The organism is Arthrobacter sp. DMZ02-1R (assembly GCF_057747935.1).
Genome location: NZ_CM173230.1, coordinates 3,609,455 through 3,631,280, shown reverse-complemented (window position 1 = coordinate 3,631,280; position 21,826 = coordinate 3,609,455). Strand labels below are relative to the sequence as shown.

The window sequence follows — 21,826 nt, the reverse complement described above, 5'->3', positions numbered from 1 at the left end:
TCTACGCCGGTTGGGGGTTGGGGTGGGGAGATGGGCTATTTTCCGGGCGAGAGGACGGTGACGCCGGCATCAGCGGCGGCTGCGAGAAGTTCGACGTCGTAAGCGATCATCAGATCCGCTTGGAGCCCGATCGCTGTTGCGAGATGGATCGCGTCCGCACTCCGCAGCCCGCCAGGAAGGGCTGCCGCGTACATCAGGTCGGAGCGGGCTACGTCCACCAGATTGACGCCACCGAGTACGGTATTCACCGGTCCCGGGTCCAGGCCCCGCCGACGCGCCGCGCAGTGGAGCTCGGTGTAGAGGAGCATCGACGCGACAAGGCGGTGTCCGCTTGCGGCAGCAGTAGAAAGATAATCAGCGAGGGCAGCGGATTCCGGTTCGTCGACCAGAAGCTTCAGGACCGCTGAGGTGTCTACATAGGTGATCACCGATCGCCACGCAGATCGGCCAGAATGTCTGGCGTGCCCATCTCACTCTTGATGCGGGGCACAAGCCTGAAATCCACGGGACTCTCGGCAGCACGGCGGACGCCGCCTGACTGCAACAGCCGTTCGAACGGCGACGCGGAGGGCGGTATGAGCGTTGCTGCAATTTCCCCGTTATTGGTCACGTCAATTGTTTCGCCATTTTTCACGCGCTCCAGAATCTTGCTGCTGTTGTTCCGGAGTTCCCGGTGTGGAATCGTGGTCATCATTGCCTCCGTAGCAATCGTAGCACTTTCGCGGTGCGCGGTTGGTTTGGCGGGCTCAACCGCCCAGCGGCTTTTCAGCAATCCGTTCCAACGCCCAGTCCCAACGGATCAGTTCCTGTTCCAGGCGAACACCGTTTCCGTATCGGTTGTTTCCCAGCGCTTCGTAGACATCTGCCTCCCGGGCGGTCAGCCTCGTCAAGAGGGCTCGCGACGGCGAAGTCTCCACACCCCATGCGTCCCGATGGGCAAGCAGCGTCGCTTCGTCCATGAGCACGCTGGAGACGTGAGGGTGGACGGCGCGGAGTTGGTCCAGGATGCGGAAGCCATGGGTATCCAAGTCTCCCCAGTACAAGACCTCGCAATCCTCCAGCCACCCCGCATCGCGCAAACTGGAAAAGCCATAGCCCGCGCCAAACAGCGCCAGGGACCGCGGACGATCCGGAAGGGAAAGGTAGTTCACGAGATTCTCGGTGGCGATCACGGACTCAACCGGAAGCCGCAGGCTCCTGAACGCCTCCGCGGTGACCATGACGTCACGGGCATCGCCCAGCAGCGGAATTGCCGGGTCCAGCAGCCGAAAGCGGACGAGCTCAGGGGGATGAAGAAAGCCGTGACGCTCGGCGAAGCGGGCAGCTGGGGTACGTGCGACCGGGCTGACAAGCAGTGCCTCGTCACCGTCTGCGGTGGCACCAGCCTCCGGCAGATCATCTTCAAGCGACGTCGCCTCCAACCCCGCCGCCATTTCATCAATCACCCGCCGGTGGGTCTCGAGGAATTTGGTATGGACTCCTGGCAGGCTCAACTGCCGTACGTAAATACCCGGCCCGGGATTCTCCCGCAGCCACAACGCCACACGGGCAGCGGTCAGGGCCGCCTCACCCAAAGCCAGGAGCTGCAGCGGGCGCTTCAGTGCCCAGGTCCGCAACGCGGGGTCGAGAGCCGCCAACGCATCGGCCAACGAACGGAACCGGGCTAGATCCCGAGTCTTGCCAACGAAGGCCGCCTCGTCCTCCACCCTCGCAAATACCGCCGCAGCCGGGAGTCGGTTCGAACCGATCGTGGTGCGGCCGACGTCGACCGTTTCCAAGGTGTACGTCCCCACCGAGGCGAACAACCCGGCCGCCCACTCCCGTGCGGCGGCATAGTCGTCACGCAGTTCAGTGGCCGAGGGCCGCTTGAGCGCACGACGCCGGGGGTAGGCTTCCGTTGGTTCCAGCGCCTCGCGCAGCAGTTGCCCGCGCTCCCACGCCGCAGAGGACAGCGAGCGTAGCCCCGCCAGCGTGGTCCAGTTTCGCGAAGCTCCACCGGTATTTTTAGCCGGCACGGCGATCCCGCTCCTCGCGGTATTCCGTAATGGTCATGTTGCGGAGCTGGGAGTCATTGCCATTGGTGTTCGCTACGAAGCCCACGTGTGCTACAAAAGGCTCGATGACGTGGATCTTCTGTAGCGGTGTGACGATCAGCAATTGGAGTTTCATACGCTGGAAGAGTTCCAGGCCGTAACGCGCGGACTCGTCCGAGCCGCGGCCGAAAGCTTCGTCAATAACCACAAACCGGAAGCTGCGGCCCTTCCCTGCGCCCTTTCCCGAATTTTCTCCGGAAGCAAGTCCGAACTGGAAAGCCAACGCCGCCGCAAGGATCGTATAGGCCAGCTTTTCCTTCTGACCGCCTGACTTCCCGCCCGAGTCCGTGAAGTGCTCGAATTCCTCCCCGGTCTCGGTCCACTTTTCGGAGGCCGAGAATGTGAACCAGTTCCGCACGTCCGTTACCTTGGCGGTCCAACGCTCGTCGAGCGCCGTGTAGCCCTCCCGTCCCCGGAAACGCTCGATGAGCCTCTCCACCTGTAGGTACTTCTGTTCCGAGTACTGATCCTCATCCCCAATAGTCCCTTCCGAGCAGGCCCGCAGGTCGATCCCGAATTGGCGGACGTCCAAGTCTGTCGAGCTCTGGTGCTCCAGCTGGATATGCCTGCCCGGGTTGTATTCGATCGCCGCAAGGGACAGGTTGATTTCACCGATCCGATTCACAATGTCCTGGCGCCGGCTGTCGAGGAAAGCGTTGAACGCCACCACCTCGTGGATAGTGTTCTGGGTCAGCGACTCCTTGAAACGCGCCTCGAAGCGCGGAAGATCGTCCTTCTCCAGCTGCTCCAGCAGTCGATCGAATTCTCCGGCTGCTTCCAGCGAGGCATCGATGTCCGTAGTTTCGTTGGGGTATCTGTTCCGGAAGTCCCTCATCTGTCCGGTGATGTTTACTTCAACTCGACGCATACGTCCGGACAGCGACTCGATTCTGTCTGTGAGATCGGACCTTACATCGCTTTCCACGTCACTTGTGTTGTTGTAGGTGAGGGCCTTGGTTCCTAGTTTCTCCGCAGCAAGTTGCCCGATGGCCTTCACAACGGAATCGTCATCTGCAAGGGGCTGCCCATTCAGAATTTGGCGACATTTATCTATAGCCAGCACGATGTTTTTGGTTTCGTTGTTGTTTTCGCCAACTCGCTCTCGAACCTTGTCCGACTTTTTTTCGAGGCGCTCAAGCGCCCGGGACATCTCAGCCTGCCTCACCGCCAACTGCTGCAGCACGCTGCTGGCCGACTGGAGTTGGCTCTTCTCATTCTTGAGTTCCTGGATCCTGCGCACGGTCAGCTGCCAACCGATGTCGGCGAAATCGCCCGCTGAACGGATTGTGCCCAGCTGTTGATTCTGACGTCCGAGAGCGCCCAAGGAGGCGTCCACCTTGCCCAGCCGCGTCTCGACACTGCGAAGCTTGCCTTTGACGTCGTCGCGCTCGGCGAGGAAGCGGGCGATCTTGTCGTGGTTGTCCCAGCCGAGGACGTAGTTGCGCCGGTCCGCGAGGTCACGGCGATCATCCTTCTCGTGCCGGCCCCGGCCGCCCTTGAGCTGGCCGTTGACCGTCAGGGCCTTGGGGTAGCGGCGGAAGTCCTCCATGGTGTCGCAACACACGTAGTCGAACCGGGTGCTGAGTTCGTCCAGCAGGAAGCTGCGGAAGGGGGTGCCTTGCTTGATGGCGATCTTCGCAGCGAGCGTCCCCGCTTCGGCAGGCCGCGCAGCAAGCGAATCGCCGACCCTCAGGTAGACCAACCTGGCCCGGAGATTATTGGAATCTACCCAACTGCTCACTGCCGGGTAGTGCTCGGCCGAGACCAGCAGGGACAGGGCGAAACCGCGCAGGGTTCGTTCGGCTGCACCCTCCCATTCCGACTCGCCGTCCCGTACACGCAGCAGTTCGCCAGCATAGGGAAGCGCGGTTTCCGCGACGCCTATTCCCTCGCACAGACGACGGCGGAGCTCCAGTTGGGCGAGCGGCAGCAGGGTCTGGCGGGACTGCAGGCTCACCAGCTCGGCGTCGATGTCCTTCCCGCGCGCCATCAGGTCCGTGTGCTCCACGCTCAGCTGCGTCCGCTGGTTCTGGAGGTCGGTGTTCTCGGTTTTGAGCCTTGTTTCCACCTCGCCGAGACGGGTCCGGTTCGCGTCGAAGAGTACACGGTCTTCCGGCACGCTCAAACCGAGTTCGACGGCGGCAGCCGAGTACTGCTCGAAGCGCTTCCGTTGGGAGCGCGACTCCTCTTCGAGCCGCGCGATGTCGGCGTCGATTGCGGCGAGCCGTCCTCCACCGTTGGTGCGGATGTCCTCCTGGACCACTGAGAGTTCGTGGCGCAACCGCGAAATATCTGCCGTGAGCTGGGTGCTGTCCTCCAGCAGTTTGACTCCCGCGTTTTCCAGCTCCCTCTGGTGTTCCAGGCTCAAAGTCAGCTGCTGATCGGTGAACCATGGATGCAGCTGGTCGCGCTGCTTGCGGGCCAGCGCGTCCTCAGCACTCAGTTGCTGATGCGCTGCGGCACCGTCTCGGATTGGCTTCAGCGACCCGATCTGGTCCTTCGCCCTCAGAACTGCCTCGTGGGCTTTCTTGAGATCGTCAAAGTGGTGGATGAGGTTGTCGATGCGCGATTTCACGTCATCGTCCTCGAGCATGTTGGTCCGCACGAAGTGGGTGATGTTCTCCACCTGCTTCATGGAGACCGTGCGGTGGAACAGATCCATGGCCTGGTTGCCGCTGATGCCGAAGTGGCGCTTGAAAGCTGCAGCGTAGGGGTCGAAGGTGTCATGGACGGCCGCGCCCCCGGCACGTAGCTTCTTCTTCAGCTTGCCCGGATCCTGTCCGAAGTTCGCGAAGTCCTCCGCGATGGACTGCTCGGTTTCGGCCAAGGAGTAGAAACGGCTGGGCTGGCCTGCTTCCTGCATGGTCCAGAGCGTGATGGCCAGCGTGACCGACTTGTTGAGGACAGCGTTGTGGAAGACGCCGAGGACTACCGTGAGGGCTCCCGGCGCTCGCAGCGCCACGGGTTTGGAATACTCGCCGCCTGTGCTGCGCGTGCTCTTGTGGAAGCCGCGCACGTATGACATCAGCGTGCGTTCGCGCTTCTGCGCACCCGCGGCCTTGTTGTAGTCGATCCGGTTGGCCGGGAGCAGGAGCGTGGTGATCGCGTCCACCACAGTGGACTTTCCCGAACCGATGTCCCCGGTCAGCAGGCTGTTGGCGCCGTCCAAACGGAACGTGCGGATGCCGCCGTGGAACGTCCCCCAGTTCAGTAGTTCCAAACGGTGCAGCCGGAAGCCCGGGGCGGCGCCGTCGTCGTCCTTTTGCCCGGCAGGGAGCTCGTCCAAGCTGAAAAGGCCGTCCTGCAGCTCGGTGGTCATGCGTCTTCCGTTTCTGCTGAGGGCGCGGTCTGTTGCCCTGTGAGCGAGCGGCGATAGTCTGCCAGCCGCGCGTCGAACTCTTCCAGCCACTGTGCGTCCACGTATGCCTTCAGGATGCGCGCCACCTCATACGTGCCAGTTTCGCCGCGCAGTTTCCGCAGGAATCCAAGCTCAACCACCTTCTTGATGTTGGCACTTAGCTTGTCCAGGACCCGGGCTTCATTGCTGGATTCGGGTAGGAACACCGAAACCATGTCGGTAATCTCCTGTTCCGTCATGATGAGGCGGAGTTCGCTGCTGTTGGTGTCGAACTCCAGCATCCGGCCACGCAGGAGGGCCAGGAGCAGGCTAACATCGAAGGTCAATTGACGCCTGGGGATAAGCCGGGGGAGAGTGCCATCCGGGTCCTCCCGTGACTTGAGGAAGGCGTAGCCCTCTGACTCGTCGAGGATCAGGTCCAACCCGAGGACCGCGACATAGTCCCGGACGTGGGAGGCTAGCGCGATCAGCGACTGCCAGATTTTCTCGTCCGTTTCCGCATAGATCACTCCTTTGAAGAGCCTGGTGACAACGCCGGGAAGTTCCTCCGGAGCGCGTGCGGCTGGTTCGGTCGTGGTGCTCATGCAGGCCTCACAAAGATGATTTGATCGATTGTCGCTTCGCGGATGCTGCCGTCGGGTACTGACCATGTCAGCTGCTGGGTTGCCTCGGGGTTGATACTCGCCCAGTCAGACTCGGCGGCAAGCTGATAATAGGCAACCAGCTCGGCGAGTCCCTGCGACAGCGGATAGGCGGCGGCGATGTCCGCCAAGGTGGCCTGGTCTGCGTCCTCCAGCACAGCTTCGATGGAGGACTTGAGGCGCTCCTTGTCCACGTAGAACTGACTAAACAGGGCACCCGCGTCAACATCCGCGTCGTCGGCGGCCACGACGTCGTCCATGACAAGGACCCGGCTCCCTGGCTCGTACAAGGGGCGCTCAAACGGAAGCGAGACATCCACCGACGGTGCGTCGATCTCCATGAAAATGCCCGACGGCGGGTGGTCCCGCATAGTGAGGGCGCTGGACTCGACGCTTCGGATCAGTTGCATGATCCGCTTGTTCTCCAGGAAGACCTTGTCGTCCAGCAGCCTGCGCATTTGCTGGGACAGTTGGCGGACAGTGGCCTGGGTCTGCTCGACGGCGGGCAACCAGTCCTGATGGAGGTTGGCCACGGCATGGAGATTGTCCATGCGTGACAGTGCTTCGATCTGTGTTGCGCGCTGCAACAGCTCCCGTAGCTCGGTCCGAAGCTGTGGGGACATCAGGTAGTCCCAGAAACCCTGGAACGTGCGGCCTTGCAGGGAACTGCCAATATCCTGCTGGTTGGCGAAGATTGAGTCGAGAAGTTCTCCTTGGCTCCCGTCCCACGTGGCGATCTGCTCCCGCACCTGACGGTCCAGCCTTCGGAAGTTTTGTTCGACTTCGCGGAAGTCGGAAAGCAAGTCTTTGGCCAGTGTGGTCAACTGCTGGAAGTGGTCCAGAGCTTCCGGAGCGCTCATGACCTTGATGTTACCGTCGCGCAGGCGCTGCATTTCGGCGTCAATCCCGTCGCGCTGGCGCTGGAGTTCGGCCAACCGCACGTCAGGGTCCGTCTCAGATTGCTGGACCAGCGTTTTAAGGACTGCGAAGATGCTGGTCAGTCGCGATTGAGTGGCGACGAAATCCCTACCGCGAAGGCTCTCAACCCAACGCACTACGTCCTCCGCGGCGGCGGTGAGATCGTAATGCGGTTCGTCCTGGCCGGGAACGTAGTATTTCCGCAGCCAGGCCCGCTCTGGACCGGCCCAATCGTCGAGGTAGTCTGACGCCGGGCGAGGGAACTTGTCTTCTCCGAAAGATTCCCGGACGCCGAAAAGGACATCATCCAGGACGTCGATGAGCTGTTGGCGGCCGATGTTTCGTTGGTTGGGACCGGTAAATGCTGCCATGAAGAAGTACACGGCCAGGGGAGCGTTCTGGGCGCGAAGCAACGCCCATCCCGCATGGCTTTCACGCAGTGAATTTATTGCGTAGTAGTCCATCTGCTCCTCTGGTTCCAGTCACGCCGGCCGCGTTGATATTCGGGTGCATTTCAGCGGCTTCATCGGTGCTTCTAGGCTAAGCGAGATCTCGGACAATTTTCGGGTCAGCCCGCGTTGGCGGCGACGGTCGGCGGAGCGCGACAGATGAAGAGTTTTGACAAATAGTAGCGATCCGCCCAAAGCCCTGTATGCTTGTAGCTGTTGTTGTGTTTGGCATTTGGTAGTTCAGGCAGTTCCCGCGGTTCATCAACCGCGACCTTCTGAAGTAACGGTGGAGAACACCCCACACCGGAGGCCCGACAGTCGGGACAACCTCCACCTTCAGTAAGGAAACTGAAAAAATGGCTACAGGTATCGTCAAGTGGTTCAACTCCGAAAAGGGCTTCGGCTTCATCTCCCCGGAAGATGGCAGCCAGGACGTTTTCGCTCACTACTCGGCTATTAACTCGGGCGGCTACCGCTCCCTCGAAGAGAACCAGAAGGTTTCCTTCGACGTCGAGCAGGGCCCCAAGGGTCCCCAGGCAGTAAACATCCAGGCTCTCTAAGCTTCGGATTTCAAAAAGCAGGGCCGGTCAATGACCGGCCCTGCTTTTTTATGCCTATTTCTCGCAGGCGATTCCGTCGTTATCCCTATCCAGCGCAGGCCGGTAACCTGGCTGGCCGCGATAGATAGGCGCGGCGCCGGCGGCCCGGGCGGCCGTACAGTTCGCATAGTAAACGGGCGACGGCGCCGGCGGCTGCACCAGCCGAGCCTGGGCTTGGTCTTGTTGGGCCTTCGCGGCTGCGGCGTCGGTGTCTGCCTTCGCTTGGGCCGCTGCTTGGGCCGCTGCGGCGTCTGCTGCCGCTTTGTCTGCGGCTGCCCTTTCTTCCACGGCCTTCGCCGCCGCCGCTGCGGCACGCGCGTCCGTGACTTTCTTGGACTCTGAGCGTTCCATCCAGAGCAGGACTCCCGCATCGGACTTCGTGCAAATGAATTCCTTAGGCGGGTAGTTCTCTGTTGCGTTCTCCGTTACGCAGGACACTGATTTCGGCGCGGTAGGTGTGGGCGTTGGCGTTGGCGTGGGGGTTGGCGATGCGGAAGCCGAAGCTGAAGCCGACTGCGTGGCGCCGGCTTGCGAAATTGGTGGGCTGCTGGCTCCGCCGCACGCGGCGAGGGAGAGCGCTGCGGCTGTTGACGTGACGATGGCAAAGACCATGAAGCTAGCTTTCCGAGGGTTCGAAAAGTCATGCGACGCGTGCTTTATTGTCCCGTGCTTTTTAGGCGCGCGAATGTTCATTTATTGCCCCCATGATTCAGTTTTTGACGCGAATGTCCGCAGATCCTAGCATCCAAAATGCGAGAAAAGGAAGAGTTTTCCACATGCGCGAAAAGGCATCTTGACACGGTCTCAAAATAGGGGCAGCGGACACTGCTTTCGAACATTTATTCGGGCGAGAGAATATTGATTCGAATAAATATCCACATGTGCGAGGTTTGGTCTAGAGACGGCCGCGAAGTCCCCGTAGCGTCTCAGACAAGAGGACACCGACAGGAGAATCATGGAGAAACCGTCACCGCCAACCCTCACCTTGGTAGTCCCGGGCGAACACCTAGGCGTCGCTGGCGCACACTCAGATGCGGAACAAAACCGCAGGTCGGCACACCTAGACGGCTCCCGGGGCACACGGAGTTTCGGCATTGCACCACCTAGACGCCGGTTTCGGAATCTACGGTTCCCTTGGAAAGCGGTTCGTGGAAGAGCCTTGGGGGATCCTGTCCGGTTGCCTGGGAATCCACCAGCTAATGCCTGTTTTTGGACAGGAAGCAGTCGAATCGGATGGACGTAGCACCTCCAGGGCCCGGAGCGTGCCGATTAGAGCATTAGAGAAAGTTGGATCGCGAGTGTTCGAACAGGAAGTTCGGCGAACGCTGGACTACGTTGCTCGCGGCGTTATGGTTCGAATTGTCGGTGTGCCCGGAAGCGGACGCACGAGTGTCGCGCAAAAAACTATCGCCGAGCTTGAGAAGACCGGAGCTACGGTTTACTCTATTTCGGCCCTTCGCTCACATCGCGAAATACCGTTTGGTGGAATATATGGCCTGGGACTTGATATTCGAATAGGCCAATTAGGCGTGCTGGGCGTGGTTGACACACTGGCTGGACGGCTCGCCAGGCCAGGGGAGCGTGTGCTTGTTGTCGATGACCTCGAATTCGTCGACACGGAGACCTTGGCGGTGCTGGATGCCGTCAGGCTCAGGACGAAGCGACCCATGATCGTGACAATGGGTGAGTCTTCCCTTTACGCGAAGGGGCGGCCCGCCGTTCTGAGTCCTGGCCCTGAAGCGAGGGTCCACCTGAATCCGCTTCGCTATGAGCACGTGAGCGAGCTCATCACGGATGTTTTGGGCGCTCCAGCGGACGCTGATACCACTGCGCGCATCCTCACGAAATCTGCGGGGAACCCCAGGCTTGTGGCCCGAATCGCGGAAACAGCCTCACTCAGCGATTTGCTTGCCCTTAGCAACGGCCAATGGCACATGACAGGCGACACGCTGTGGAATGAGCACCTGCAGGGCACTGTGGAATCTCTCCTAGAAGGACTCGAGTCCAACGAGCTCACAGGCCTTCAGACCATGGCCATCGCCGGTACGGTGCCCATCGATGTGCTGCAACGGGTAGTCGACGCCGACGTTCTGGACCGGCTCGAACAACACGGCTTGATTTCCGTCATGGAGGATCCACACAACAACATTTGCGCTTCGATCACACCACCGGTGCTAGCCGACTATTTCCGTGGCCAACGGGTGCTCACGAGCCGGCGGGTCCTGCAGGATCGAATCGCCCGGACCTTGAGCGTCTCGCCACAGGAACCCCATGTTGACGTCACGCCGGGCGATTCGTTGGTGGGAGTCCTGGCCGCGGTGCGCCTTGAACGGAGTACAGACGACGCGGCTACGGCGCGCCATTTTCATGAGAGGATCTCGGTTCTAGAGCGTCGCCGCTATGACCGGTGGGATGCCGAAAAATCGGTATCGAACGCCGTGGCACTCCTGAGCGTTTACTGGGGCTCGCCGGCTGACGCATCGAGAATTGAGCGCGTGCTTTCCGAGACCGTGAGCTCGGAAGGAGATACGTACGAACTCCTGTTCCTGGCAGTTGCCAAAGCGCTTTGGGCTATCCACTCTGGCAAAGGGCTGGAATATGCGGCCCACGCCCTGAGGAACTTTGGGGAGGAGCACCCTGAATGGGCGGCCGAAGTTGAATCGGTAGAACTCTTCCTCGTAGCGTCATACGACCGAATGCCTCAGAATCTCGACGACGCCTTGGCGCGTCTACACGATCGGCACCCTGAAAGCGGCGTTCTGGCCTGCGTCCGGGGGATGCTGGAACTCTACCGCCTCAACCCTTCCGCGGCACTCAATGCCATCGACTCCTCAAACGGATTCAAGGGCTTTCCCCGCATCGGACCTTTCATCCAAGGACTGGCATTGTTCACCTCGGGGCGGATCGAGGAAGCAATTGTCTTTGCGCTCGACCACCGCGCGGAAGCCCGCCGAAACCTGGATCAATTCGGGTTGGTGTCGAACACCTACGTCGCTGCCCAAGCACTCGTCTACCGCGGCCATATCGACGAGGCAGAGTACCTGATGGGTAGCGTCTTCGCCATGGGACGGCCAGGCTTTCTAGTGGATTCCCTCCATGACGCCATGCTGCGGCTCGCCGGGCTGAGGGCTGCGACGTCGGCCATCTTGCCCACCGCGACCCTTGCAACGCAGGCGCGGCGCGAGGCCGAAGACGTCGGCCCGCTTCCGGGAATCGCAAAGGGAGTCTACGAGCTCGTCGCCGGACGGCCCTTAATCCCCGCAGTATTCGACAGGAAAGCCGCCCGCCTCATTCGACGGCAGCTGGAACGTGGCTACGTTCTGGAAGCGACGTACGCTGCACTCTTCTTCACTTGCCTTCTTCCTGGTCGGAAGGTTCTTGAGATTCTTCGGCAGACCTTGAAGGAACATGCCTGCATTTCACACGATCAGCTTGTGGCAATTGCGGGAGCGGTGGTGGAACAAGACCACCAATTGCTCGGCGTCCTGCTCGAGAACTACGAGCCCGACTCCGATCTCTACCAAGTTCGGATGCTGCTCAGAGGTGCGTTCAAGCGGTATGCCTTCGTGGACGACACCGTGGGGGCGGCCGAGATGGAGCGCGCGTACTCCATTTTTGCGACTCGATTCCCGTCGGCAGATGAGCCCATGGCATTCAATTCCGGAAGCTACTCGCCTCTGACAGTCCGGGAAATTGAAATAGCAGCCTTGGCCGGTCATCGTTCCAATCCCGAGATCGCCGAGCACCTGGGAATCAGTATCAGGACCGTGGAAAACCACATTTCCAACGCGCTACGAAAGACCGGCAGTCCAACGCGCGCTGCCTTATTTGACCTGGTCCGGGATACGTCTCCCTTCCGCTAGGAACAGAACCGCTCAGCCACGTTTCTCGGATACGCCTCCCTGCCGATGCTTCTCCTGGACCGAGTCCATGAAGGCCGCCAGGGTAAGGACCGCCAGACCGAGCGAGCAGACGGCCGCGATTGCCGACGTCGCTCCTTGGAACGGGACACGGATCTCCGGGCCAAGTGCCGCTGCATGAGAAAACCCAGCGGCAGCGAATATCGCGGCTTTGGGGACCAACCATTTTGGGGCACGGGCGAAGACAACAGCAAGTGGTGCAGCCATGCCGAACACAAGGAGGATGACGACCATCGTATTCCTGAGGGCGAGAGGATCAAGGTTGCGGAGGCTCTCCGGCGCTGGGAAGCTCCAAATGAGGGCGGCGGAAATGCTGGAGAGGCCGGCAACCATGAAGCCGAGGACCCGCGGAAGACGTCCGTAAAGCCGAGCAGTCATGAAGCCACGGCAACAGCAGTCCCAGCGTGAAGCCCAGCCGCTCTCCTCATTACTGATTCCACTTCAACTCCATTTCTCGAGATCACCGGCCAACGCAAAGCTGGCCTTGAAGAGTGGTGGCATCCTCCTAAGAGGAGCCATCCACGGTTCAGATTCTCTCCATGAAATAGAGCGTCTAGGTGGTCAATGAGGCAAAAAACCGTGCGCCTGAGCGGTTTCTAGGTGTGAAATTGCTGAATCTAGGTGGTCGTGCAGGCCCGTCTAGGTGTGCGCGGGACGGAGGACACCTAGATCGGAAGCTCACCGTCGCGTCGTCGACGCCTTGGTAGGCGAGCCCACGATAAAGGGCCGGGTGTTGACCGGTTCGACCGGGAGGACAACCGCCTTTGCCACCGCAACGGTCTCCTCAGGCTCAGCCTGGGATCCAGTTCCAAGCCCACGAACAGTCCAACCTTGCGCTTTCCACGCCCCAGCGTCCAGGACGTTCCGCGCGTCCAGCACCATCCGGCGTCGTACGAGTGAACCGGCAGCGGCGGGTGAGAGGGTGCGGTATTCGTCCCATTCGGTCAGCAGGAGCACTAACTCTGCGCCTTCCAATGCGCGCGTGGTGGACGCTTCGAAGCGGAGCTGGGGGTAGCGCATCCAGGCGTTGTTGATGGCCTTGGGGTCGGTCACGGTCACGTGGGCACCCGCCGCGGCGAGCTGGAGTGCGACGTCCAGTGCGGGGGAGTCACGGATGTCGTCAGTGTCCGGCTTGAAGGCAGCGCCCAGTATGGTGACGGTGCGGCCGGACAGGAAGCCCTTGCACATGTCACGCGCCACTTTCACGGCGCGGGCGCGCTGGCCCAGATTGATGGAATCGACCACGTTCATCCACTCGTCAACGGAAGGCACAGACAGCGCTTGTGCCTGCGCCCGGAAGGAACGGACGTCCTTCGGCAGGCAGCCGCCGCCGAAGCCCAGGCCGGCGTGCAAGTACCGGCTGCCAATGCGCGGATCCAGGCCCATCGCCTCGCTGAGTTCAGTGACATCGGCACCCGAAGCGTCGCAAAGTTCGGCCATGGCGTTGATGAAGCTGAGCTTGGTGGCGAGGTACGCGTTGGAGGCGGATTTGATGAGCTCGGCGGTCGCGAAGTTGCAGACCAACCGCGGGATACCGGCGGAAATCAGCGGTTCGTAGACGGCGTCGAGCGCGGCCGTCACGGGTACGCCCGCCGCAGAATCCTTGCCGCCCGGTACGCCGTACACCAGCCGGTCCGGTACCAAAGAATCCTTCACAGCCGTGCCCTGGCGCAGGAACTCGGGGTTCCAGCCGAGCAGGACATCAGGCCTGCGGGCAAGGATGCCGCGGAGCATGTCCACCGTTCCCACGGGGACGGTGGATTTGCCGACGACGGCGGCGCCCCTCGCCAGATGGGGGAGGAGGCTCTTCGTAGCTGCGATCACGTAGGAGAGGTCCGCGATGTCCGACGTTTTCGACTGCGGGGTGCCCACACAGAGGAAGTGCGTCTGGGCGTCGGCGGCATCGGCAAAGTCGGTGGAGAACGTGAGCCGTTTGGTGGCGAAGCCGTCCCGGAGAAGCTCGTCAAGGCCAGGTTCGTGGAAAGGGGCGAAGCCCTTGTTCAGGTCGGCCACCTTCTGGGCGTCGACGTCGATGCCCACCACGGTGTGGCCCATCGACGCGAGCGTTGCGGCGTGTACTGCGCCTAGGTAGCCGCAGCCGACAACGGAGATTTTCATGCTGAGAGTCCTTTGCTGGAAGTCACGGAAATGGTGGCGGGCTCTGCCGCTTGAAGTTCGGCCGCCTGAAGTTCGGCCGCCTGAAGCTCGGCCACCTGAAGCTCGGCCGGGTGGATGGGTGCAGTAGGTGGCTCAACCAGCGCATCACCGGCGATCACTGCCTGATAGTGCTGTACCAGTTGGGCGCTCAACACCGGCCACGTCCGTCCTTGGACCGAAGCGAGTGCTGCCTTACCGAACGCACGGCGCTTGGCGTCGTCGCCCACCAAGTCCTGGACGTAACCGCGCATCTGGGCGAGGTCACTCGGCTCGTAGAGCCAGCCGGTACGCGAGTTTTCGACGAGGTCGAGGGGGCCGCCGCGGCCGGTGGCCACCACGGGGACCCCCGATGCCATGGCCTCCTGGATGGTCTGGCAGAACGTTTCGAACTCGCCAGGATGTACGAAGAGATCAAAGCCCGCAACAACCTGGGCCAGTTCGTCGCCACCCAGGAACCCGGTGAAGACGGCGTTTGGCAGGGCCGCTTCGAGGGCAGCGCGCTGCGGCCCGTCGCCCACGATGACCACCCGGGTTCCCGGCAGATCCGCCAACACCGCAAGGTCTTCCACCTGCTTTTCGATCGCGAGGCGGCCGACGTAGCCGATGATGCGTTCGCCGTCGGGCGCCACGGAGGCCCGCCACGCCGTCGAGCGCTTCGTGGGGGAGAACCGCGCGGTATCCACACCGCGCCGCCACATGCCCACCCTCAGGATCCCGCGGCCGCGCAACTGGTTGAGCGCGAACGTGGACGGGACCAGTGTGCGGTCCGCAAGGAGATGGATGTTGTCCACCCGGTTCCATGCCCAGTTTTCCAGGATGGGCACGCGATACCGTGCGGCGTAACTGGGGACCTCGGTTTGGTAGATGGCAACCGTGGGGATGCCGAGCTGGTGCGCGGCCTGCACAGCCCGCCAACCGAGGACGAAAGGGGATGCAAGGTGGACGACGTCCGGTGCGTAGTCGGCAAGGATTCTCTTGACCCGGCTCACACCGCCCAACGCCACCCGCACATTTGTGTATCCAGCCAGCGGCACGGAAGGAAGGCGGTGGACAAATGCGCCGTTCACGACGTCCGAGACAGCAGTGTCCGACGTCGACGGCGCAATCACCATGACTTCGTCGCCGCGCTCTTGCAGATGCTCCAGCACCCGCAGGATGGAGTGGGTAACCCCGTTCATGAGCGGCAGGAATGATTCGGCAATGATCGCGATCCTCACCCCTCCACGGTGTGCCCGTCGGTTGGCGAAGCGGGGGAATGGGCGTGACGCTGGGGGGAAGGTTTGGTTAACAAACGATCCCCTAGTAGTCACGAGTGGTGGATGAGTGCCGTGGGACGCACAACGAGTGGCAGCCACTCATTCATGTAGGTCTCCTTGCCCATAGGCTCGCCGCTACAAGCCGTTGACGTCAGAGCAAGGTGTCGTGGACTGGGCACGCGATGGGCGAGGACAACTGCGCGGCTTTGCCGCGTTCTGGTCGGCACAGAGGTGCCTGCGCAAGGTTTGACCACGCCTGCATAGCCCAGTACCGCGCCGGGAAACCGGTGCCTGAATCGGTCGCGGCCGTCAATGAAAAGCACTGTCGTGCAACTACATTTCATCGCCGTCGCGGCTGACGGTCTATCGAAAAATGGGAGTCCGGTATGCGTCCTAAGAATCTTGTACTCATCATGGCGGCAGTGCTCACCCTTCTGGGCGTAGCTGCCGCTCCGGCGGCATACTCAGCGCCGAAACCACCCGCTGTCACTGGGCACGCGTCCGTGAAAGTCCTGGACTCCGCGAATACCATCACCGATCCGGCCTGGTTCACCAAGGCCTACAATGCCGGATTCCGTCTGTACGTGATGCACTCAACGGCCTGGGGGACATGCAACCCGTGGAGCGGGACCCAGACGCAACTAAAAATGGCCCTCGACGCCGGCTTGAAGATCGCCGTCTACACACGTGATCCGAACTGCTGGCAGGGAGGCATCACAGCCGCAGGACCGTATCAGGCGCAGCTCCAGTTCTTCGCTCTGGACATCGAGACAGGCGGGACCCCTGTCACCCGGGACATGGTCAACGGGGTCAAAAACATGGGTGTGCGCCCCGTCATCTACACCGGTTCCCGTATGTGGCCGCAGATGATGAACAACAGCACTGATTTCGCCGACGTGCCGCTGTGGGATACGGACGCCAAGGCGGTCAACTATTCACGTTGGACTGCCAATTATCTCTCGCCCACCCCGGTTTCCTACGGGGGCTGGAACACACCGGCGAACATGCGCGTAGGGGTCCAGCAGAAATTCAACCAAAGCCTCAACGGCGTCGTCGTCGACCTCGACTCCTTCGACGCCACCTTCCTGCAGTAGCCTCAAACGTCATGGGGGCGGCTATTCATTTAGCCGCCCTCAGCTATTTCTTGCCCGCCCGCAGGACCTCCGGCAGCTCGTCAACGAATACTGTCCCGGGTGGCTCGTAGTAGATGACAAGCACCTCATCGCCGACGTTGAAAACACTGGTCTTGTCGAAGGGATGCGCGTGGAAGGCGCTCGTCCCGCCGTGGAACGGCAGCATGACTTCCCCCACGGTGCCCGGCCCGATTCGCCCCGTGACCCTACCGATTTTGCCGGTCAGGCTCCGATCAACCTCTTTGTGCATCGGTTTCGCTATGCATCAGGGGCTTTGGTGGGCCGTTTGGGAGGTACTTGGCCGTTCTTGAGGGCAGCCGTGATCGATGGCAGGTAGTTGCCCACCTGGGACAGGATCCCACCCACCATGCTGTTGAGGCCCTCGCCACCGTTGAGGACCGTCAGGTTACCTACGTGGGCAAACGGTTCAGCCGCGGCTGCCACGATCGCAGGCATGTTCTCCGCGAGCTGCTGGGAGATGACGGCCTCTTGGTTGGTGCCGAGTGCCTCCGCACGGGCCTTGATGCCGTCCGCTTCCGCCAAGGACTTGGCCTTGATGGCGGAAGCTGCAGCATCACCGCGGGCCTTCGTGGCTGCCGCTTCGGCTTCGCCGGTGATCTTTGTGGCTCCCGCAATCGCTGCCGCAGCCGTGGCGTTGGCCTGCGCTTCGACTTCCACCTTGCGGGCGTTCGCCTGGGCTTCAAGTTCCGTACGCCGCGCCCGCGCCTCGGACGCGCTGATGTCCGCTGCCTTTTGGGCTTCTGCCTCGGTGCGCTGGGCGTAGGCCTTGGCATCGGCTGGCTTGCGGATGGACGTCTGGAGTTTTTGCTCCTCGCGGTCCGCTTCCAGCTTGGCCACCTCGGTTTCCTGGACCACCACCTGCTGGCGCGCCGTGGCATCGGCCAACGGACCTGCCTGTGCCGCGTTGGCCCGAGCAGTCTCGGCGTTGGCTTGGGCCGCCGATTGCTTGATCGCCGAGATGCTCTGGGCGTCGGCAATCTGGGCAGCTGCCTCAGCTTCCTTCTCAGCTGCCTCGCGGTTCCTGGTGGCTTCCGCTATGCGGGCCTCCATTTTGACCTGGGCAATATGCGGCTTGGCCAGGTTCTGGATGTAGCCCGTGGGATCCTGAAGGTCCTTTATTTGCAGGGAATCAACTACCAGGCCAAGCTTTTCCATTTCAATACCACTGGCACTGCGGACCAAAGAAGCGAGTTTGTCCCGCTCGCGGATGATCTCTTCCATGGTCATGCTGCCAATGATTGAGCGCAGGTGTCCTTCAAAGACGTTGTAGACCTGGCTTTCCATTTTGGGCTGCTGGCCGAGAAACCTCCTCGCGGCGTTCGCAATGAATGGCGCGGCGTCGCCGATCTTGTAAATAACCACACCCTCCACAATCACTTGGATACCTTGCGAGGTCACGCAGTTGACCTGCAGTTCTGTTTCATTCAGCGTCAGCGACAACGTCCTCACTGTTTGGAGCCCGGGAACCACCAAGGCACCCTTGCCGGTGACAATTTTGAAATCCATTCCGTCCCGGGTGTCCAAACTTCCACGGGTCAGTCCGGAAATGATCAATGCCTCGTTTGGTTCAGCCACCTTCCACATCAATGTGATGAGCAGCCTAATGACTGCAACGGCGACGACTACCCCCAATACGGTGACAAGAATGGGGAGATAAGCAACGAGGTCGAACATGACTGTCCTTTCAACGGCAAGCACTCAAGCGGCTCGTGTAGTCAGTCTGCTTTGGTCCGCTCCAGTAGTCCAGCAATTTGTTTGCTTACATTTGACACAACGGATGCTCCTAAGCGCTCGTTCCCGCCAGCGATTCCTTCCTCGCCTCAGTCCTCGCCTCAGGCCTCGTGCGGAACTCGCTAGCGGGACCGGTTGCGGCACCCCCCGCAACTTCCGCTGGGACCACCGGGGCGCCGTCGGCGGCTTGTCCGTAAAGCCAGTCGTTGTACTGGAAGTCGCCGTCCTTGCGGCTCTTGAACAGCAGGTTCCGCAATACCCGTGCGACGCCGGAGACGTGCCAGGACTCGCCCCAGACGCGCGCCGTACGCTGGACGCGGGCCGTGCGGGCTGCCCGGGCTGAGTTGAATTCGCTGATGGCGCGGTCCCAAGCCGCGGTGTCCACGCCGTCGTCGGTAAACACGGATCCTACGGTGGAGTCCTGGAGCACCGCGGCGTCTTCAAGCGCTTGGCAGGCTCCCTGAGCCAAATACTGGAGCATCGGATGGGCGGCGTCGCCCATCAGCACCAGGCGGCCGTCGATCCAGTTCTCGATGGGATCGCGATCGTACATGGGCCAGCGGATGCTGGTCCCAAGGTTCCGCAGGGCCGCCTGGACCGCGGGCACGCAGTCTTTGTAGGCCGCCTCAAGTTCGTCCACGCCGCCGTATTGCTCTTCTCCGCGCTCGAACGACCGCGACTTGAATACAGCCACCGTGTTCAACAGTTCGCCCTTGCGCAGCGGGTACTGCACGAGGTGGCAGTCCGGCCCGAGGTAGACGATCACGTCCTCAAGATCAGCCGCCGGGGTTTCCGCTGTGATGGGCACCGTTCCGCGATAGGCGACGTACGACGACGACACCAGGCCGTCTTGCGCGACGGCGGAGCGGAGCGTCGACTTGAGGCCGTCCGCGCCGATCACGACGTCGGCCTCGTAAACGTCTCCGCTCACTGCGTGTGCCACACCGCGGGCGTTCACGGTCTCAACCCTCTCGACGAGGACGTCGTTCACCAACCGGACGCCGGCGTCCTGGCAGGCTTCCAGCAGGATTCGGTGGAGGTCACTGCGGTGGATCACCACATACGGAGCGCCGTACCGTTGCTCGAAGTCGCCACTGAGGGTCTGCCGGGTGAGTTCCTCGCCGGTCAGGGCGTCGCGGAACACCAAGTGCTTCGGCCGGACGCCGATCTCAAGCGCCTTTTCGAGGAGGCCCCAACGCTTCAGGACGCGCGAGGCGTTGGGGGCCATCTGCAGGCCGGCGCCGACCTCGCCGAATTCGGGGGCCCGCTCAACCAACGTCACCTCGGCACCGTTCGCACGGAGGGCCAAGGCGCCGGCGAGGCCGGCCATCCCTCCGCCGACGACGAGTACTTGAGTGGACGGTTCGCGGTCAGACATTGCTAGCTCCTACAGGGGTGGTGTTTTCGGAATTGATGTTGGCGGTCTTGATCCTGGCGGTCTTTATCTTTGTGCCGATGGCGCCGAGCAGGACCGCGGCGACGGCGGCGGCCCCGGCAAACGCCAGGAAGTTTGAGTTGACGCCCAGTCCGGCCGCCAGGAGCAGCCCGCCGGCTTGCGGTGCGGCGACCGCGCCAATGCGGCCGACGCCGAGGGCCCAGCCGAGCGCTGTGCCCCGCAAATGTGCGGGATAGTGGCTGGCCACCGCTGCGATGATGAGGCACTGGGTTCCGTGGGTGCCGACCCCTGCCAGTACCAACATGACGTAAACGAGCCCCACCGGCGGGCCCGCCACCAGTACCCCGAGCGCGACGGCGGCGACGGCGGCTGCCGCTATCGCCGTCGGGATTGGACCGAAGCGGGTGCCCGCCCAAGCAGTGGCAACCGAGCCGACGACGGCACCGAGGTTGAGTGCCAGGGCGAACGTCAGTGCCGATCCAAGGTTGTAGCCGGCCAGTTGCATGAGGTTCGGCAGCCACGTTCCGAGGCCATACCAGGCAAAGAGCGTCACCAGCGTGGAGATCGCGAAAAGGAGGCTCATCCCGAGGTACGGAGCCCGGAGCAGGGACCGGAAGCCCACTGTTTGTTTCGCATTCTTTGCGGCCGGGAGGGTTTCCGGTAGGAAGCGCATGCCCAGCGGGACCACCACAAGCAGTGCGACGGCGGCCACCAGGAACATGACCGGCCAGCCGAAAGCGGGAATCAGGGGAATGCCTGCCAAGGCGGCAACCGAGCCGCCGATCGGGACGCCGGACATCATCAACGTGGCAATCGTGGAGCGCCATTTGGCCGGGACCAGTTCGGCAACCAGGGCATTTGCCGAGGGAACCAGCCCGCCGAGGCCAACGCCGGCCAGCAAGCGCAGGCCCCCGAAAACTGCCGCGTTTGGGGCGAAGGCGCACAGGATGGTGAAGATTGAAAACAGCGCGGCGCAAGAGATGATGGTGCGGCGTCGGCCCCAACTGTCCGACATCCTGCCGGCGAAGATCGCTCCGATCATCATGCCCAGGAACGCCATGGAGCCAAGCGTTCCGGCGGTGGCTTTGGTGAGCCCCCAGCCTGTGTCCGTGATGAGGGAGCCCTGCACGGTGCCGTAGACGATGAGGTCATAACCGTCGAAAACCACCAGCAACCAGCAGACCAGCACTGCTGCTGCGGAACGCTTGGAGAATCGGGTGTAGGCCTTGGGAGAGGTATCAGCGGAGTGGTGAACGCCTTGTTGGGTCCGCTCCGGCGCTGCAGCGGAAGGTGTGTGATTCATCCCACCACTGTGTGGCCGCCGTCGGAGTAGCCCAATAGAATTCTGTGGTGCAGAACCTTCCAGCCCGCAAGAAGCCGGCCTATTCCATTGAGGCCGTGGACAACGCCCTGCAACTCCTTCAGCTCTTGCGCGACGGCGGTACTCTCCGGCTCAAGGATGCGGCTGAGGAGTTGGGCGTTGCCCCCTCCACCGCCCACCGACTGCTGGCCATGCTGGTGTACCGGGGGTTCGCGGTCCAGGACGAGACCCGCAGGTACGTACCTGGGCCGGCCATGGGAGTTGGTCCGGCCGGCCTCAGTTGGACCCGTCTGTTGCGCACGGTGGCGCAGCCGCACATGGAACTCCTAAGCGGGCGGATCAACGAGACAGTCAATCTCATGGTTCGCGTGGGGACCAAGGTCAGGTTCCTTGCCACGGTTGAGGGCACCAACGCCTTACGCGTGGGTGATAGGCAGGGAACCGTGCTCCCCGCCAACAAGGCCTCGGGAGGCAAGGCTCTGCTGGCCGAGCTGGAGCCCGCCATGATTGAGCAATTGTTCCGCAGCCACAACGCGGAAATCGGCGGGGACAGCATTCCCGATGCCGAATATCCAGCCTTTCTCCGAGAGTTGGAGACCATTCGGAACAACGGATTTGCCGCCAACTTCGAGGGCACCGAGGAAGGGATCAGCGCCCTGGGAGTGGCCCTTCACAACAAGGACGGCGTCGCGGTGGGTGCGCTGAGCGTGGCGACGCCTGTGGCAAGGTTCCGTAGGCTATTCGATGCTGGACTCGTGGGCATCATGCGGGAAACGCAACGCCAGCTGGAGATCGACATTGCAGCCAATCCGGCGGAGCCCGAGCCGTAGCCC

The 21,826-nt window shown here is 62.0% G+C and carries 18 protein-coding genes; 4 read left to right on the top strand and 14 right to left on the bottom strand.

Annotated elements, in window-relative coordinates; all coding sequences use genetic code 11:
- Positions 1 to 35: 35 nt before the first annotated feature.
- From AC3ANQ_RS17295 to AC3ANQ_RS17270, 6 genes are read right to left on the bottom strand one after another with little or no spacing between them, the layout of a single operon-like run.
- Positions 36 to 428: a type II toxin-antitoxin system VapC family toxin gene (locus AC3ANQ_RS17295; protein ID WP_488302168.1), complete on the bottom strand. Its 393-nt coding sequence runs from the start codon at positions 426 to 428 to the stop codon at positions 36 to 38.
- Positions 425 to 772: a type II toxin-antitoxin system Phd/YefM family antitoxin gene (locus AC3ANQ_RS17290; protein ID WP_488302167.1), complete on the bottom strand. Its 348-nt coding sequence runs from the start codon at positions 770 to 772 to the stop codon at positions 425 to 427. The genes AC3ANQ_RS17295 and AC3ANQ_RS17290 overlap by 4 nt, the downstream gene beginning before the upstream one ends.
- Complete coding sequence (locus AC3ANQ_RS17285; RefSeq protein WP_488302166.1) at positions 747 to 2,015, bottom strand: Wadjet anti-phage system protein JetD domain-containing protein; 1,269 nt, start codon at positions 2,013 to 2,015, stop codon at positions 747 to 749. The genes AC3ANQ_RS17290 and AC3ANQ_RS17285 overlap by 26 nt, the downstream gene beginning before the upstream one ends.
- Positions 2,005 to 5,412 (bottom strand): ATP-binding protein, encoded by a 3,408-nt coding sequence (locus AC3ANQ_RS17280; RefSeq protein WP_488302165.1) that lies wholly within the window; start codon positions 5,410 to 5,412, stop codon positions 2,005 to 2,007. Before AC3ANQ_RS17280 ends, AC3ANQ_RS17285 begins: the two co-directional genes overlap by 11 nt.
- Complete coding sequence (locus AC3ANQ_RS17275; RefSeq protein ID WP_488302164.1) at positions 5,409 to 6,035, bottom strand: DUF4194 domain-containing protein; 627 nt, start codon at positions 6,033 to 6,035, stop codon at positions 5,409 to 5,411. Before AC3ANQ_RS17275 ends, AC3ANQ_RS17280 begins: the two co-directional genes overlap by 4 nt.
- Positions 6,032 to 7,474, bottom strand: a complete 1,443-nt coding sequence (locus AC3ANQ_RS17270) for a DUF3375 domain-containing protein (protein ID WP_488302163.1) — start codon at positions 7,472 to 7,474, stop codon at positions 6,032 to 6,034. Before AC3ANQ_RS17270 ends, AC3ANQ_RS17275 begins: the two co-directional genes overlap by 4 nt.
- Before the next feature lie 341 nt (positions 7,475 to 7,815).
- On the opposite strand from AC3ANQ_RS17270, the gene cspE reads away from it, so the two are divergent.
- Positions 7,816 to 8,019 (top strand): transcription antiterminator/RNA stability regulator CspE, encoded by a 204-nt coding sequence (cspE, locus tag AC3ANQ_RS17265; protein ID WP_028266315.1) that lies wholly within the window; start codon positions 7,816 to 7,818, stop codon positions 8,017 to 8,019.
- Between the two features lie 54 nt (positions 8,020 to 8,073).
- On the opposite strand, the gene AC3ANQ_RS17260 is transcribed toward cspE, so the two are convergent.
- Positions 8,074 to 8,670 carry an excalibur calcium-binding domain-containing protein gene (locus tag AC3ANQ_RS17260; protein ID WP_488302162.1) on the bottom strand — a complete coding sequence of 199 codons (597 nt, stop codon included), beginning with the start codon at positions 8,668 to 8,670 and terminating at the stop codon, positions 8,074 to 8,076.
- Positions 8,671 to 9,596: 926 nt separating this feature from the next.
- On the opposite strand from AC3ANQ_RS17260, the gene AC3ANQ_RS17255 reads away from it, so the two are divergent.
- Positions 9,597 to 11,921 carry a helix-turn-helix transcriptional regulator gene (locus tag AC3ANQ_RS17255; protein ID WP_488302161.1) on the top strand — a complete coding sequence of 775 codons (2,325 nt, stop codon included), beginning with the start codon at positions 9,597 to 9,599 and terminating at the stop codon, positions 11,919 to 11,921.
- 12 nt (positions 11,922 to 11,933) lie between these two features.
- Here the strand turns inward: AC3ANQ_RS17255 and AC3ANQ_RS17250 are convergent, their stop codons facing one another.
- The 3 genes from AC3ANQ_RS17250 to AC3ANQ_RS17240 all read right to left on the bottom strand — a co-directional run bounded on the left by AC3ANQ_RS17250 (position 11,934) and on the right by AC3ANQ_RS17240 (position 15,352).
- Entirely contained in the window at positions 11,934 to 12,356 is a 423-nt protein-coding gene (locus tag AC3ANQ_RS17250; protein ID WP_488302160.1) for a hypothetical protein, read from the bottom strand.
- A gap of 300 nt (positions 12,357 to 12,656) precedes the next feature.
- On the bottom strand, positions 12,657 to 14,096 hold the full coding sequence (locus tag AC3ANQ_RS17245; RefSeq protein ID WP_488302159.1) for a UDP-glucose dehydrogenase family protein: 1,440 nt from the start codon (positions 14,094 to 14,096) through the stop codon (positions 12,657 to 12,659).
- A complete protein-coding gene (locus AC3ANQ_RS17240) occupies positions 14,093 to 15,352 on the bottom strand; it encodes a glycosyltransferase family 4 protein (protein ID WP_488302158.1) in 1,260 nt (419 codons plus the stop codon). Before AC3ANQ_RS17240 ends, AC3ANQ_RS17245 begins: the two co-directional genes overlap by 4 nt.
- A 425-nt stretch (positions 15,353 to 15,777) precedes the next feature.
- Here AC3ANQ_RS17240 and AC3ANQ_RS17235 point away from each other — a divergent pair, with 425 nt between their 5' ends.
- Positions 15,778 to 16,485, top strand: a complete 708-nt coding sequence (locus AC3ANQ_RS17235) for a glycoside hydrolase family 25 domain-containing protein (protein ID WP_488302157.1) — start codon at positions 15,778 to 15,780, stop codon at positions 16,483 to 16,485.
- A gap of 43 nt (positions 16,486 to 16,528) precedes the next feature.
- Here AC3ANQ_RS17235 and AC3ANQ_RS17230 read toward each other — a convergent pair whose 3' ends face one another.
- The 4 genes from AC3ANQ_RS17230 to AC3ANQ_RS17215 form a co-directional block, all read right to left on the bottom strand.
- Positions 16,529 to 16,774, bottom strand: a complete 246-nt coding sequence (locus AC3ANQ_RS17230; protein WP_488302156.1) for a hypothetical protein — start codon at positions 16,772 to 16,774, stop codon at positions 16,529 to 16,531.
- Positions 16,775 to 16,782: 8 nt separating this feature from the next.
- Positions 16,783 to 18,219: a flotillin family protein gene (locus AC3ANQ_RS17225; protein WP_488302155.1), complete on the bottom strand. Its 1,437-nt coding sequence runs from the start codon at positions 18,217 to 18,219 to the stop codon at positions 16,783 to 16,785.
- A gap of 109 nt (positions 18,220 to 18,328) precedes the next feature.
- Positions 18,329 to 19,654 (bottom strand): FAD-dependent monooxygenase, encoded by a 1,326-nt coding sequence (locus AC3ANQ_RS17220; RefSeq protein WP_488302154.1) that lies wholly within the window; start codon positions 19,652 to 19,654, stop codon positions 18,329 to 18,331.
- Positions 19,647 to 20,975, bottom strand: coding sequence for an MFS transporter (locus tag AC3ANQ_RS17215; protein ID WP_488302153.1), 1,329 nt, complete (start codon positions 20,973 to 20,975; stop codon positions 19,647 to 19,649). Before AC3ANQ_RS17215 ends, AC3ANQ_RS17220 begins: the two co-directional genes overlap by 8 nt.
- A gap of 47 nt (positions 20,976 to 21,022) precedes the next feature.
- On the opposite strand from AC3ANQ_RS17215, the gene AC3ANQ_RS17210 reads away from it, so the two are divergent.
- Positions 21,023 to 21,823, top strand: a complete 801-nt coding sequence (locus AC3ANQ_RS17210; protein WP_488302152.1) for an IclR family transcriptional regulator — start codon at positions 21,023 to 21,025, stop codon at positions 21,821 to 21,823.
- The last annotated feature ends 3 nt before the right edge of the window (positions 21,824 to 21,826 follow it).